Below are 14,201 nucleotides of genomic sequence, written 5' to 3'. Positions count from 1 at the left end.
CTCCCCCCGCCCCTCCGCGGCGGGCTCCCCCCCGGGCCGGGCGTGCTACCGACCACTTCTTTTGCGGGCCGGGCGCCGCCGCGCGCCCCCGCGGGCCCCCCCCCCTGCCCGCGTTCCACCCCCGGGTCAGCCGGACTGCTGGAGCTTGTCCTTCTCCGCTTGCGGGAGGTGGCAGCCGGTGCTGCCGGAGAGGACGGTGCGTTTGGCGGTGCCGAAGCGGTAGCCGGCGCCGTAGGCATCGCTGCCGACGATCTGGTGGTCGGCGGGGCGGCTGACGACGGTTTCGGGTGGTGTGAAGCCGTATTCGGCGCTGATGCGGGCGACGATCTGTTCGGCGTGGGGCCATTCGGGGTCGGGGATGTTGCCTTCGGTTGACCAGACGCCGAGGGTTTGGCTTTCGGCGGTGGTCGTGAACTCGTTGAAGCCGGTGCAGCCGGAGTTGTGCAGTTCCCGGACGTAGTTCCAGCTGATCCAGGGGTAGGCGACTGCCAGTTCGTCCCTGACTCTGGTCAACATCTCTTGGTAGCGAGCACTGGCCTCTTCCATGCTGGGGCGGCTCAAGAGCTCGGCGCGCTGATCTTCCATGCTTCCTTCCGACTCTTGTCCCGGTTCCACTCCACAGGCGGTCAGGCTCATGACAAGCGCTGTCAGGAGCATCAAGCGTTTCATGAATCTTCCCCGGTCGGTATGCATACGATCACCTGCGTTCGACCACCGTTCGATCAGGAAGCCCAGCAGCGACGGCGGCGGCGTTGTACTGACTCGTGTTGCCACGGTTCAGGTAGCCGTCGGGGCCTCCTGTGTTGTGTCCGATCGATTCGTTGAGGTGCTGACCATCAGGCGTGATCTCTTCACCTGTCGAAAGGTGGCGGAAGTCGGCTTGTTTCGAGGGATCCCCGCCGAACCATGAGAGGTCTGCGACCAGATCGCGCTTTGATTCGATGTTGTATAGCTGCCCAGCTGGGACGTTCAACTCCGATGGGTGGGCAGTGCCGACTCCAGGCGAGCCCATGACAACAGCTGCGTCAACGCCCACTCCATCGTGCTGCAAGGCATAGCCAGTGGTCGTCGACCCGTAGGAATGCCCCATCGCGACCAGGTGGGGGTTGTCGTCGCGCGATGCGTTGATGCCGCGGTAGAAGTCGGCGAGTTTGTCGCCACCACGTTCTGCGGACGTAGAGCTCGCTACCGAGTCAGATCCAAGCGAGTCGTTGATCTGAGGTGCTTCGTACCCGAGCCAAGTGACGGCTGCTACGTCTCCGCCGTCTCCATACTGTTGAGACTGAGCGGTCGCATCTTGCTGCAGAAGGTCCATGCTCTTGTCGTAATCGTTGAGGCTCCCGCCTTCGACCGTGCTGTTGAGGCCAGGGGTGAACACACTGACGTGTTCGGCAGTGTCGACGTTCCCGACAGCGATCGCCGCCTTCGTGCGTTCACCGGACGTGTCGAGCACCAGTAGCTGGCGGTCCGTCTTCTTCGCCGTGGCTTCGACCTCGTCCAGGGACTTCAGCTTGGCTTCGACCTGGTCGAGGGGGCGCCGGTACTCGGCTTCGAGGTTCCTGGCGCCGGGTCCCTTCGGAACCTTCTTGATCTGCTCGCGGAGGCGGTTCGCTTCGGCGTTGAGCACGGCCCGCTCGTCGTCGATCTTGTTGACGTTGGCGGTGTGGCGGACGGTGGCGGGGATGCCGTCCATGCCGCCGAGCCAGGCCGGGGGAGCGGCGGCGAGCGCGGACTTCGTCTCGGCGGGCAGGGACTTCCACCATTCGGCGTTCTTCGCCGGGTCGCCGGGCGGCGGGGGTTCGATGGTCTCGCCGAGGCCGCGGGCGTCGCCGAGGGCGGCCGCGTCGGCGAGGGTCTTCGCCCCTCCGGTGTCCATCAGGTCTTTGTCCGCGTCGCCGAGGACCTTCGCGAGTTCGCGGTCCGCGTCGTCAGCGCGCGCGAGGATGCGTTCGACCCGGTGGACGAGGTCGGGCCGGATGCGCTCGTGCCGGTCGGCGTCGACGTCGGCGGCCTCGTCGGGCCGGGTGCCGGGCGGGGTGCCGAGATCGTCGACGCCGCCGTCGTCGGTGATCGCGAAGTGGTGGGCGTGCGCGAGCGCGTCGGCCTCGACCAGTTCGTTCCCGACCGCCCGGATCTCGTCGGCGGTGGCGATGGCGGCGGTGCGGACGGTGGAGATCTCCAGCACGAGTTCCCGGAGCCGTTCGCCGAGCTTCGCGTGCTCGGCGGTGGCGGCGTCCGCGGCCTTGCCCTGCCATTCGCGGGGACGCCCGGACCCGGCGAGTTCGTCGTCGAGCTGCACGAGCCGGTCCTGCCGGTCCTTGAGCTCGTCGATGGCGTCGTCGAGCAGGTCCGCGTTCCAACGCCGCAGGTCGCCGAGGAGCACCATCACGCACCACCGCCCTGAGCCGCGTGCAACCCGTCCGCGGCGGTGCCTTCGCGGCCGTCGTAGTCGCGGGCGCTGCCGGACAGCGAGTCCGCGTAGTGCTCGACGTCCCGGTTCCACCCGTCGAGCGAGCCGCGCCAGCTGCCGCCGGTGTGCTCGGCGGCCGGAGCCGACGCCGAGCCCGGCATCGCCTCCGCGATCTTGTCGGTGGCCGGTTCCAACCGCACCGACCTGGCCTGTTCGGCGGCGGACCGAGCGGCTTTCGCCGCGTCCTCCAGCGCCGTCGTGACGACCTCGTAGCCCACTGCACCCCTCCTCGCGGGGCAGGACCTTAACAGCGCGGAGCGGCGCGGCGGCCGCATTCCGGACGATCTCCGCGCCGAGTCACATCCGACCGGAACCGATCGCCCGCAGGAAGGCGCCGAACGCGTTCCGGCTCACCGCGAGCACCGGTCCGGCCGCGTCCTTGGAGTCGCGGATGCCGACGACGGAGTGCTGCACGGCGATCTCCACGCAGGCGCCGCCGTTTCCCTGGCTGCGACTGGCCTTCCGCCAGTCGGCGGAGTCGGGCACGAACGCGATCTCGACGCACTGGCCGCCGCTGGAGCTGCTGCGGCTGGATTTGCGCCAGACGGCTGTCGAGAAGTCCGGGTGCATGATCGCCCTTTCGATGATCGCCTATTCGTGCGTGGCGGCCACCATAGCGATGAAATCTTGCGACTCGTGCTCCGGCAGTGCAGCCGCCCGAAGTCGTTCGAAGACGATGCTGTAGCGCGTGAACTCCGCCGGTTCGTGGAGGTAGGTAGCACCCAGCACGTCTTCGAGGTAGACGGCCGAAAGCTGTTGCTCGGCAAGGTGGAGCAGCGTTGCGGAAGACGCCACTGAGATGCGGTTCGGCACGCTGAACGGGAGAACCCTGAGGTCCACGTTCGGTTTGGAAGCCGTTTCGGCCAGGTGCTCCAGCTGCGCACGCATGATCTTCCCGCTGCCTTGAACGCGGCGAAGCGCGGTTTCACTGAGGACGACCTGCAAGTTCAGCGGTTTGTGCCGACGAGTGAGGACCGATTGGCGATCGAGCCGGGTCTGCACCTGGCGTTCGATCATCCTCGGATCTGCGGCAGGTTCCCAGGCGTGGATCATCGATCGGGCGTAGTCGTGGGTCTGGAGCAGCCCGGTCACGCTTTCCACCTCGTAGATCCGCATGTCCGTAGCCGCGTACTCCAGTGCGTGGAACCGCTGGAACCAGTCGGGCACCGCGTCCCGGTAGGTGGTGCGGCGCGGGCTGCGCCGGGGGAGTTGGCTCGCGAGGCCGATCAGGTACTTCCGCCGCTTGGCGGGCGCGTCGTAGAGCGCGGACAGCTTCTCGACCTCGGCCGTGGTGACGCCCTGCTTGCCGCTCTCGATCTTGCTGATCTTCGGTGCGGTCCCGCCGACCACGGCTGCCGCCGCCGCGGCCGTGCACTCGGCTTCTTCGCGCAGGCGGCGCAGTTCGATGCCGAGCTGGATCTTGAGCATCTTCGGGTCCGGTGCCATGCGGATCATGATTCCGCCCGCCCTGCTCCCTCCGAAAGCATGTTCACCGGATTCAGCGATCGTTTATGAGCAAGTTGCTCAGTAGCGTTCGCCTCCGAATGTTGATCCATGAAGGGGGCTCACCATGCACGACGACCCGGAAGCCGAACTCCTCCGCGCGCTCCGCGACGGCGCCCGTCCGCGCCCGTTCGCGGTCTACGAGCTGACCAGCGAGGACGGCGAGGTCCTCGACGCGGACGTCTGCGCGTGGGGCCTGGACATCAGCGGCGAGTGCGCGTCGGACCAGGTGCCGCCGGGGGCGGTGTTCGTGGGGCCGGGAGGTTTGAAGGGCGACGCCGATTCCGCCGAGCGGGTCCGCGCGATGTTCGAGATCGTCGGGAACGTGCGGCTCGTCTGGCTCTGAAGCCCGACCGGTCGCGAAGCCCAGCCGATCGCGGAGCCCGCCTGTGGCGCGCGTGACCGGCCCCATTCTTGATTGATGTTGCACGACGATGCATAATCATCCGCATGGTGATTCGGGTGGCAGTGGCGGGTGCGAGCGGCTACGCGGGCGGAGAACTCCTCCGCCTGCTGCTGGCGCACCCCGAAGTCGAGATCGGAACGCTGACCGCCGGGGGCAACGCGGGCACCAAGCTCGGTGCGCACCACCCGAACCTGCTACCGCTCGCCGACCGCGAACTCGCCGAGACCACCGCCGCCGCGCTCGCCGGTCACGACGTCGTGTTCCTCGCGCTGCCGCACGGGCACTCCGCGGCCATCGCCGCCGAACTCGGCGCCGACACCCTCGTCATCGACTGCGGTGCCGACCACCGGCTCAACGATCCCGAGGCGTGGACCCGCTGGTACGGCGGTGACCACCCCGGCACCTGGCCCTACGGCGTCCCCGAACTCCCCGGCAAGCGGGCGGAACTGCGCACCGCGAACCGGATCGCCGTCGCCGGATGCTTCCCCACGGTCTCCTCGCTGGCGCTGGCACCCGCCTTCGCCGCCGGGCTCGTAGGACCCGAAGCGCAGGTCGTCGCCGTCACCGGCACCTCCGGCGCCGGCCGCGCGCTCAAGCCGCACCTGCTGTCCGCCGAGGTCATGGGCTCGGCCAGCGCCTACGGCGTCGGCGGCGCGCACCGGCACACCCCGGAGCTGGTGCAGAACCTCAGCGCCGTCGCGGGCGAACCGGTGCAGGTGTCGTTCACCCCCGTGCTCGCGCCGATGCCGCGCGGCATCCTCGCCACCTGCAGCGCCCCGCTGCGCGGCGACCTCGACACCGCCGCCGCCCGGAAGGTCTACCTGGACGCCTACGGCGACGAGCCGTTCGTGCACGTGCTGCCCGAAGGCTCCTGGCCGCAGACCTCCGCGACGCTCGGCGCCAACACGGTGCACCTGCAGGTCGCGGTGGACGCCGACGCGCGGCGGCTCGTCGTCATCGGCGCCGAGGACAACCTCACCAAGGGCACCGCGGGCGGCGCCGTGCAGTGCATGAACCTCGCCAAGGGCCTGCCCGAGACCACCGGCCTGCCGCTCGCCGGGATCGCCCCGTGACCGACGGCCCGCACCCCGCCGCACCCGGTACCACCAGCACGGAGGAGAACGCATGAGCGTCACCGCCCCCGCCGGATTCCGGGCGGCCGGCGTGGCCGCCGGGATCAAACCCACCGGCGCGCTCGACCTGGCCCTCGTCGTCAACGACGGTCCGCGGCACACCGCCGCCGGGGTCTTCACCACCAACAAGGTCAAGGCCGCGCCGGTGCTGTGGTCCCAGCAGGTACTGCAGGAACGCAGCCTGCACGCCGTGGTGCTCAACTCCGGCGGCGCCAACGCCTGCACCGGGCCCGAAGGCTTCCAGGACACCCACGCCACCGCCGAGAAGGTCGCCGACGTCCTCGGTGTCGGCGCCATCGACGTGGCCGTCTGCTCCACCGGGCTGATCGGCGAACGCCTCCCGATGCCGGCCGTCGTGTCCGGAGTGGACGGTGCGGCCGCGGCGCTCGACGGGACCGCGGACGCGGGCACCGCCGCCGCCACCGCCGTGCTCACCACCGACAGCAAGGCCAAGCAGGCCACCGCCGCCGGGAACGGGTTCAGCATCGGCGGATTCGCCAAGGGCGCCGGAATGCTCGCGCCCAACATGGCCACCATGCTCAGCGTGCTCACCACCGACGCCGTCGTCGAACCGGACGTGCTGGACACCGCGCTGCGCGCCGCGACCCGCACCACCTTCGACCGGCTCGACGTGGACGGCGGCACCTCCACCAACGACACCGTGCTGGTGCTGGCCTCCGGCGCCTCCGGCGTCGAACCGAGCGCCGAAGAGCTCACCGAGGTCCTCACCGCCATCAGCACCGACCTCGTCCGCCAGCTGCAGGGCGACGCCGAAGGCGCCACCAAGGCCGTGGACATCACCGTGCGCGGCGCCCGCACCGAGGACGACGCCGTCCACATCGGACGGATCATCGCCGAGGACAACCTGGTGAAGACCGCGCTGTTCGGTTCCGACCCGAACTGGGGCCGGATCGCGATGGCGCTCGGCCGGGCCCAGGCCGAGATCGACGTCAGTCGCGTCGAGATCATCACCAACGGCGTCTCGCTGTTCGCGGGCGGACTGCCCAACCGGGACCGCGGCGAAGCCGACCTCACCGGCCGCGACATCGAGATCGTCGTGGACCTGCACCTCGGCGACCAGGCCGCCACCATCCTGTCCACCGACCTGTCCCACGACTACGTCGAAGAGAACAGCGCGTACTCCTCATGAGCGCCGAACAGGCTCCCGCCGAGCAGAACCCGGCCGACCAGAACTCCGCCGACCGGACGCCTGCCGAACAGACCCCGGCCGACCGCCTCGCCACCGCCGCCGAGAAGGCCAGCGTGCTCGTCGAAGCGCTGCCCTGGCTGGAGCGCTTCCACGGCGCCACCGTCGTCGTCAAGTACGGCGGCAACGCCATGATCGACGACGAGCTCAAGGCCGCATTCGCGCAGGACATGGTGTTCCTGCGCCTCGCCGGACTGCACCCCGTCGTCGTGCACGGCGGCGGACCGCAGATCACCACCATGCTCGACCGGCTCGGCATGACCGGTGAGTTCCGCGGTGGCCTGCGCGTCACCACCCCCGAAACCCTCGACGTGGTGCGGATGGTGCTCGTCGGCCAGGTCGGCCGCGAACTCGTCGGCCTCATCAACCAGCACGGACCGCACGCCGTCGGCATGTCCGGCGAGGACGCGCAGCTGTTCACCGCCGCCCGCCGCACCGCCACCGTCGACGGCGAGCCCGTCGACGTCGGCCTCGTCGGCGACGTCGTCGCCGTCAACCCGGACGCGGTGCTCGACCTGATCAGCGCCGGGCGCATCCCCGTCGTGTCCACCGTGGCCCCCGACGTGGACGGCGTGGTGCACAACGTCAACGCCGACACCGCCGCCGGCGCGCTCGCCGTCGCACTCGGCGCCGAGAAGCTCGTGGTGCTCACCGACGTCGAAGGTCTCTACACCGACTGGCCGGACCGGTCCTCCCTCGTCGCCCGCCTCGACGCCGACGAGCTCGAAGCGCTGCTGCCCGGCCTGGCCGCCGGGATGGTGCCGAAGATGGAGGCCTGCCTGCGCGCCGTCCGCGGCGGTGTGCCGCGCGCCCACGTCATCGACGGCAGGCTCGCGCACTCGGTGCTGCTCGAAGTGTTCACCAGCGCAGGCGTCGGAACGATGGTGCTGCCCGGACAGGAAGGCGACCCCGCATGACCACCAACACCACCGGGACCCAGCGCTGGCAGGCGTCCATGATGGGCAACTACGGCACTCCGAAGCTCACCCTCACCAGCGGCTCCGGCTGCGAGGTCACCGACGCCGACGGCAACACCTACCTCGACTTCGTCGGCGGCATCGCCGTCAACGCACTCGGCCACGCCCACCCGAACGTCGTCGCGGCCGTCACCCGCCAGATCGGCACCCTCGGGCACGTCTCCAACTTCTACGCCCACGAACCCGGGCTGGAACTCGCCGAACGGCTGCTGGAGCTCGCCGGGTTCGCCGGGCGCGGGCGGGTGCTGTTCTGCAACTCCGGCGGCGAGGCCAACGAAGCCGCGTTCAAGATCGCCCGGCGCACCGGACGGCTCAAGATCATCTCCACCGAGGGCGGGTTCCACGGCCGCACCATGGGCGCGCTCGCCCTCACCGGCCAGCCCGCCAAGCGGGAACCGTTCGCCCCGCTGCCGCCCGGCGTCGAGTACGTGCCCTTCGGCGACGTCGCCGCGCTCGAAGCCGCCATCGACGACACCACCGCCGCGTTCGTCGTCGAACCCGTGCAGGGCGAGAACGGCGTCATCGTCCCGCCCGAGGGCTACCTGCGGGCCGCCCGCGAGATCACCGCGAAGCACGGCGCGCTGCTCGTCGTCGACGAGGTGCAGACCGGCATCGGCCGCACCGGGCACTGGTTCGCGTTCCAGCGCGACGGCATCGAACCCGACGTGATCACCCTCGCCAAGGGCCTCGGCGGCGGACTGTCCCTCGGCGCCTGCATCGGCGTCGGCGACGCCGGTGAACTGCTGCAACCCGGCCAGCACGGCACCACCTTCGGCGGCAACCCCGTCGCCTGCGCGGCCGCGCTCGCCGTCCTCGACACCATCGCCGCCGACGGCCTGCTCGACCACGTCAAGGCCATCGGCGAACTCATCGCCGACGGCGTCCGCGAGCTCGGCCACCCGAAGATCGCGGGTGTCCGCGGCCTCGGCCTGCTGCTCGGCATCCGGCTCACCGAGCCCGTCGCCGCCGCCACCGCCGCCGCGGCCCAGGACGCCGGCTACCTGATCAACGCCGTGCAGCCCGACGTGCTGCGGCTGAGCCCCGCACTGGTGCTCGACGCCGACCAGGCCCGGCGGCTCGTCGCCGCCCTGCCCGGTCTGCTCGGCTGACCTGCCCGAACACCCGAACCCCACCACGACAGCCACGGAGGTGATCCCGTGACGCTCCGGCACTTCCTGCGCGACGACGACCTGAGCCCGCAGGAGCAGACCGACATCCTCGACCTCGCCGCTCGGTTCAAGGCCGACCGCAACGGGGACCGCTCGCTGGAGGGCCGCTCCATCGCGGTCATCTTCGAGAAGAACTCCACCCGCACCCGGATGTCCTTCGAGGTCGGCATCCACCAGCTCGGCGGCCAGCCGCTCGTCGTCGACGGCCGCATGATGCAGCTCGGCCGCGAGGAGACCATCGAGGACACCTCGCGGGTGCTGTCCCGCTACGTCGACGCCGTCGTCTGGCGCACCTTCGCCCAGCCGCGCATCGAGGCCATGGCGGGCGCGGCCACCGTGCCCGTGATCAACGCGCTCACCGACGAGTTCCACCCCTGCCAGGTCCTCGCCGACCTGCAGACCGTGCGGGAGCGCCACGGCGAACTGCCCGGACGCACGCTCACCTACCTCGGCGACGGCGCCAACAACATGGCGCACTCGCTGCTGGTCGGCGGCGTCACCGCGGGCATGCACGTCCGCATCGGCGCCCCCGAGGGATTCGCTCCCGCCCAGTGGGTGCTGGACGCGGCGAACAAGCGCGCCGCCGAGACCGGCGGTTCCGTGCGCGTCGACACCGACCCGCGCGCCGCCGTGGACGGTGCCGACGTGCTCGTCACCGACTCCTGGACCTCGATGGGCCAGGAGAACGACGGCAAGGACCGGGTCAGCCCGTTCCGCCCCTTCCAGGTCAACGCCGAACTGCTCGCCGCCACCGGCGTCGAGTCCACCGTGCTGCACTGCCTGCCCGCGCACCGCGGCTGGGAAGTCACCGACGACGTGCTCGACGGGCCGGCCAGCGCCGTGTTCGACGAAGCCGAGAACCGGCTGCACGCGCAGAAGGCCCTGCTCGCCTGGCTGGTGCAGCGGTCATGAGCACCCGGGCGGCCCGGCAGGCCCGCATCGTCGAGCTGGTCTCGGCGATGGGCATCCGCAGCCAGACCGAGCTCGCGCGGCTGCTCGCCGGGGACGGCATCGACGTCACCCAGGCCACGCTGTCCCGCGACCTCGACGAACTGGGCGCGGTGAAGCTGCGCGGGCCCGACGGGGGAGCCGCCGTCTACGTCATCCCCGAGGACGGCAGCCCCGTGCGCGGGGTGCAGGGCGGCACCACGCGCCTGAGCAGGCTGCTGGCGGAACTGCTCGTCTCCGCCGACGGCTCCGGCAACCTCACCGTGCTGCGCACCCCGCCCGGCGCCGCCCAGTTCCTGGCCAGCGCCATCGACCGCGCCGCCCTGCTCGAAGCCGTCGGCTCCATCGCGGGCGACGACACCGTCATGGTCGTCGCCCCCGAGCCGCTCACCGGCCTCGACCTCGCCGAACGGTTCACCAACATGGCCTCCGGCGAACGCGCCCGGCCCGAGGACGGCGAACCGGGCGACGCGCATCCCGCCGGCGGCGAGGACGATGACCGATCGAACCCGCACCATCCGAACGAATCCCGATAAGGACCCACCGTGACCCAGCAAGGCAGCGAGCCCACCAAGCTGTGGGGCGGCCGCTTCACCTCCGGCCCGGCCGAAGCGATGGCCGCGCTGAGCCTCTCCACCCACTTCGACTGGCGGCTGGCCCCCTACGACATCGCCGGTTCCCGCGCGCACGCCCGCGTGCTGCACGCGGCCGGGCTGCTCACGGCCGATGAGCTGGAGCGGATGCACCAGGGCCTCGACGTGCTCGCCGCCGACGTCGAGTCCGGCGCGTTCCAGCCCGTCATCGACGACGAGGACGTGCACACCGCCCTCGAACGCGGGCTGCTCGAACGCGTCGGCACCGACCTCGGCGGCAAGCTGCGCGCCGGCCGCTCCCGCAACGACCAGGTCGCCACCCTGTTCCGGATGTGGCTGCGCGACGCCACCCGCCGCGTCGCCGCAGGCGTGCTCGACGTCGTCGCCGCCCTCGCCGGGCAGGCGCAGGCCCACCCGGACGCGGTGCTGCCCGGCCGCACCCACCTGCAGCACGCGCAGCCGGTGCTGCTCGGCCACCACCTGCTCGCGCACTGCCAGGCGCTGCTGCGCGACGTCAGCAGGCTGCGGGACTGGGACGCCCGCACCGCGTTCTCCCCGTACGGGTCCGGTGCGCTCGCCGGTTCCTCGTTGGGGCTGGACCCGCAGGCCGTGGCCGCCGAGCTCGGCTTCGACGGCGCGGTGGACAACTCCATCGACGGCACCGCCTCCCGCGACTTCGCGGCCGAATCGGCGTTCTGCCTGGCCATGCTCGCGGTGAACCTGTCCCGGGTCGCCGAAGAGGTGATCATCTGGAACACCGCCGAGTTCGGCTACGTCACGCTCGACGACGCCTGGGCCACCGGCAGCTCGATCATGCCGCAGAAGAAGAACCCCGACGTCGCCGAACTGGCCCGCGGCAAGTCCGGGCGGCTCATCGGCAACCTGACCGGCCTGCTCGCGACGCTGAAGGCGCAGCCGCTGGCCTACAACCGGGACCTGCAGGAGGACAAGGAGCCGGTCTTCGACTCCGTCGAACAGCTCGACCTGCTGCTGCCCGCGATGGCCGGGATGCTCGGCACGCTCACCTTCCACACCGAGCGGCTCGCCGAACTCGCGCCCGCCGGGTTCACCCTTGCCACCGACATCGCCGAGTGGCTGGTCCGCCAGGGCGTGCCGTTCCGCGTCGCGCACGAGGCGTCGGGGGAGTGCGTGCGCACGGCCGAAGCCCGCGGGGCCGGGCTCGACGAGCTCACCGACGAGGAGCTCACCGCCGCGCACCCCGCGCTCACCCCGCAGGTGCGGGAGGTGCTGACCGTTCCCGGCTCCATCGCCTCCCGCGACGCCCACGGCGGCACCGCGCCCGACCGGGTGCGCGAGCAGCGGGACCGCGTGTTCACCGCGATCGAGGCGCATCGCGCCTGGCTGGCGGCGTGAGGACCGTTCACGTCCGGTCGGTACTGTTCCGCTCGTGAGCCACCAGTTGACGCGAGCGGAACTCGCCCACGACCCCCTCCGGGTGGCCCGCAGCCTGCTCGGCTGCGAGCTGCGGTCCAGCCACCCGGAGGGCGACGTGCGGGTGCGGCTCGTCGAAGTCGAGGCCTACCGCGGCGGTGACGACCCGGCCTCGCACTGCTACCGCGGCAAGACGCAGCGCAACGCGGTGATGTTCGGCCCGGCCGGGCACCTCTACGTCTACTTCGTCTACGGGCTGCACTTCTGCATCAACGTCGTGTGCACCGAGGACGGCGTGCCCGGCGCGGTGCTGCTGCGCGCGGCCGAGGTCCTCGACGGCACCGAGCTGGCCCGCAGCCGCCGCCCCGCGGTGCGCAAGGACGTCCAGCTCGCCAGCGGCCCCGCCCGGCTGGCGGGCGTCCTCGGCATCACCCGCGAGCACAACGGCATCGACCTCACCGACCCGGACTCGCCGATCCGGCTGCTCGACGGCCCCGCCGTCGACGAGGACGACGTGCGCACCGGGCCGCGCGTCGGCGTCGCCACCGCGGTGGACCTGCCCTGGCGGTCCTGGATCGACGGCTCCCCGGCGGTGAGCCCCTACCGGCGCGGGGGACGTCGGCGCATCCGGGACCAGGCATGAAACCGCTCGTCGGCATGCGACAGACTGGGTCGCGTGAGTGAGCACATCCTTGACGAGCTGTCCTGGCGCGGCCTGATCGCGCAATCCACCGACCTCGACGCGCTGCGTTCGGACCTGGATTCCGGGCCGCTCACTCTCTACGCGGGCTTCGACCCCACCGCACCCAGCCTGCACGCCGGCCACCTGATCCCGCTGCTGACGCTGCGCCGCTTCCAGCTCGCCGGGCACCGCCCGGTGGTGCTCTCCGGCGGCGCGACCGGCCTGATCGGTGACCCGCGGGACGTCGGGGAGCGCAACCTGCACGACGAGGACACGGTCCGGGCGTGGACCGAGCGGATCGGCCACCAGCTGGCGAAGTTCGTCGACTTCGACGGGACCTCGACCGGCGCGCTGGTCGCCGACAACTCGGACTGGACGGCGCAGCTGCCGGTCACCCAGTTCCTCCGCGACGTAGGCAAGCACTTCTCGATCAACACGATGCTCGCGCGGGAGACGGTGAAGCGCCGCCTGGAGGGCGACGGCCTGTCCTACACCGAGTTCAGCTACATGCTGCTGCAGGCCAACGACTACGTGCAGCTCTACCGCAGGCACGGCACCCGGTTGCAGCTCGGCGGCTCCGATCAGTGGGGCAACATCGTCGCCGGCGTGGACCTGCTGCGCCGCCAGGAGAACACCACCGCCCACGCGCTGACCCTGCCGCTGGTCACCGACGCGGAGGGGCGGAAGTTCGGCAAGTCCACCGGCGGCGGCAACGTGTGGCTCGATCCGGAGCTGACCTCGCCGTACGCCTGGTACCAGTACTTCGTGAACTCCGCGGACGCGGACGTCGCCAAATACCTGCGCCTGTTCACCTTCCTCGACCGCGAGGAGATCGAGGAGCTGGAGCGCACCACCGCCGAACGCCCGCAGCAGCGCGCCGGCCAGCGCAGGCTCGCCGAGGAGCTGACGACCCTGGTGCACGGTGCCGACCAGACCCGCCAGGTGATCGCCGCCAGCCAGGCGCTGTTCGGCCGCGGGGACTTCGCGGAGCTGGACGAGGCGACGCTGGACGCGGTCATGGCCGAGGTCCCCACCGGCGAAGTGCGCCTGTCCGACGAGCCCACCATCGTCGACCTGCTGGTCGAGGCGGGTCTCGCGCAGGGCCGCGGCGCCGCGCGGCGCACCGTCAACGAGGGCGGCGCCTACGTCAACAACACCAAAATCGCTGATGAGACGTGGTCTCCGTCGAAGGACGACCTGCTGCACGGCCACTGGGCGGTCATCCGACGTGGCAAGCGTCACACTGCGGGGATCAAGGTGCTGTACTAGCCTGTTCGTAGGGCCGGAAACGGCGGGTGACCTGCGGGTTTGCCTCGTTCCGGTCCTACTGCGGGCTGACTTGACTTTGGGTCGGCCGACGCGTAAATTACTTCAAGTCAGCGCGGAACGGGCCGAGAAAATCGGACCGGGCGCGACAGCGGGGCCACGAACCAAGCTCCCAACTGGTGTTGGTAGAGTGGGTGGAACCGAAGTGGAAAACTCTAAAAGCAGGCCGGAACTTGGCTGGGCAGGCGCGGGAAACCGCGGAAACGCGAAAGCGACCCCCCTGAAACGGCCGGAAATCGGGCCTGCTAGAGTTTGAAACATCGCAAGAACGAAAGACGAAATAACGACTCCCCGGAGTTCGCGGCCCTGAATGCAGGGGTTGTGGGTGATGGTGTGGGTGTGTTCTTTGAGAACTCAACAGCGTGCCGATGATGGTGAGTGGTAAACTCATCTTG

At 70.6% G+C, this 14,201-nt stretch carries 15 protein-coding genes; 10 read left to right on the top strand and 5 right to left on the bottom strand.

Translation table 11 applies throughout. The features are described from left to right. Nucleotides 1–126: 126 nt before the first annotated feature. The 5 genes from LCD31_RS24285 to LCD31_RS24265 all read right to left on the bottom strand — a co-directional run bounded on the left by LCD31_RS24285 (nucleotide 127) and on the right by LCD31_RS24265 (nucleotide 3,916). On the bottom strand, nucleotides 127–669 hold the full coding sequence (locus LCD31_RS24285; RefSeq protein WP_224961645.1) for an LppA family lipoprotein: 543 nt from the start codon (nucleotides 667–669) through the stop codon (nucleotides 127–129). A 28-nt stretch (nucleotides 670–697) separates the two neighbouring features. Further along, a complete protein-coding gene (locus tag LCD31_RS24280; RefSeq protein ID WP_224961643.1) occupies nucleotides 698–2,386 on the bottom strand; it encodes an alpha/beta hydrolase in 1,689 nt (562 codons plus the stop codon). Beyond that, on the bottom strand, nucleotides 2,386–2,688 hold the full coding sequence (locus tag LCD31_RS24275) for a hypothetical protein (RefSeq protein WP_224961641.1): 303 nt from the start codon (nucleotides 2,686–2,688) through the stop codon (nucleotides 2,386–2,388). The genes LCD31_RS24280 and LCD31_RS24275 overlap by 1 nt, the downstream gene beginning before the upstream one ends. A 79-nt stretch (nucleotides 2,689–2,767) precedes the next feature. After that, entirely contained in the window at nucleotides 2,768–3,040 is a 273-nt protein-coding gene (locus tag LCD31_RS24270; protein WP_224961640.1) for a DUF397 domain-containing protein, read from the bottom strand. Between the two features lie 21 nt (nucleotides 3,041–3,061). Then, the gene (locus LCD31_RS24265; RefSeq protein WP_224961637.1) at nucleotides 3,062–3,916 is read right to left on the bottom strand and encodes a DUF5753 domain-containing protein; all 855 of its coding nucleotides are present in this window, start codon (nucleotides 3,914–3,916) and stop codon (nucleotides 3,062–3,064) included. Nucleotides 3,917–4,040: 124 nt separating this feature from the next. On the opposite strand from LCD31_RS24265, the gene LCD31_RS24260 reads away from it, so the two are divergent. From LCD31_RS24260 to tyrS, 10 genes are all read left to right on the top strand, one after another. Next, nucleotides 4,041–4,319, top strand: a complete 279-nt coding sequence (locus LCD31_RS24260) for a hypothetical protein (RefSeq protein ID WP_224961635.1) — start codon at nucleotides 4,041–4,043, stop codon at nucleotides 4,317–4,319. A 104-nt stretch (nucleotides 4,320–4,423) separates the two neighbouring features. Beyond that, entirely contained in the window at nucleotides 4,424–5,452 is a 1,029-nt protein-coding gene (argC, locus tag LCD31_RS24255) for an N-acetyl-gamma-glutamyl-phosphate reductase (protein WP_224961633.1), read from the top strand. Nucleotides 5,453–5,504: 52 nt separating this feature from the next. Beyond that, nucleotides 5,505–6,662, top strand: coding sequence for a bifunctional glutamate N-acetyltransferase/amino-acid acetyltransferase ArgJ (gene argJ / locus LCD31_RS24250; RefSeq protein WP_224961631.1), 1,158 nt, complete (start codon nucleotides 5,505–5,507; stop codon nucleotides 6,660–6,662). Further along, nucleotides 6,659–7,636 carry an acetylglutamate kinase gene (argB, locus tag LCD31_RS24245; protein ID WP_224961629.1) on the top strand — a complete coding sequence of 326 codons (978 nt, stop codon included), beginning with the start codon at nucleotides 6,659–6,661 and terminating at the stop codon, nucleotides 7,634–7,636. The genes argJ and argB overlap by 4 nt, the downstream gene beginning before the upstream one ends. After that, nucleotides 7,633–8,805, top strand: a complete 1,173-nt coding sequence (locus tag LCD31_RS24240; RefSeq protein WP_224961627.1) for an acetylornithine transaminase — start codon at nucleotides 7,633–7,635, stop codon at nucleotides 8,803–8,805. The genes argB and LCD31_RS24240 overlap by 4 nt, the downstream gene beginning before the upstream one ends. Nucleotides 8,806–8,853: 48 nt before the next feature. Then, on the top strand, nucleotides 8,854–9,777 hold the full coding sequence (argF, locus tag LCD31_RS24235) for an ornithine carbamoyltransferase (RefSeq protein ID WP_224961626.1): 924 nt from the start codon (nucleotides 8,854–8,856) through the stop codon (nucleotides 9,775–9,777). Beyond that, nucleotides 9,774–10,349, top strand: a complete 576-nt coding sequence (locus tag LCD31_RS24230) for an arginine repressor (RefSeq protein WP_224961623.1) — start codon at nucleotides 9,774–9,776, stop codon at nucleotides 10,347–10,349. The genes argF and LCD31_RS24230 overlap by 4 nt, the downstream gene beginning before the upstream one ends. A 9-nt stretch (nucleotides 10,350–10,358) precedes the next feature. Further along, a complete protein-coding gene (gene argH / locus LCD31_RS24225; protein ID WP_224961621.1) occupies nucleotides 10,359–11,780 on the top strand; it encodes an argininosuccinate lyase in 1,422 nt (473 codons plus the stop codon). 34 nt (nucleotides 11,781–11,814) lie between these two features. Beyond that, nucleotides 11,815–12,441, top strand: coding sequence for a DNA-3-methyladenine glycosylase (locus LCD31_RS24220; protein ID WP_224961619.1), 627 nt, complete (start codon nucleotides 11,815–11,817; stop codon nucleotides 12,439–12,441). 33 nt (nucleotides 12,442–12,474) lie between these two features. Continuing rightward, nucleotides 12,475–13,749 carry a tyrosine--tRNA ligase gene (tyrS, locus tag LCD31_RS24215; RefSeq protein WP_224961616.1) on the top strand — a complete coding sequence of 425 codons (1,275 nt, stop codon included), beginning with the start codon at nucleotides 12,475–12,477 and terminating at the stop codon, nucleotides 13,747–13,749. The last annotated feature ends 452 nt before the right edge of the window (nucleotides 13,750–14,201 follow it).

This window comes from Saccharopolyspora sp. 6M, assembly GCF_020176775.1.
Classification (GTDB): Bacteria; Actinomycetota; Actinomycetes; order Mycobacteriales; family Pseudonocardiaceae; genus Saccharopolyspora_C; species Saccharopolyspora_C gregorii.
Note: the sequence above shows the minus strand (reverse complement) of the source record. Positions and strands in the feature narration are given on the sequence as shown.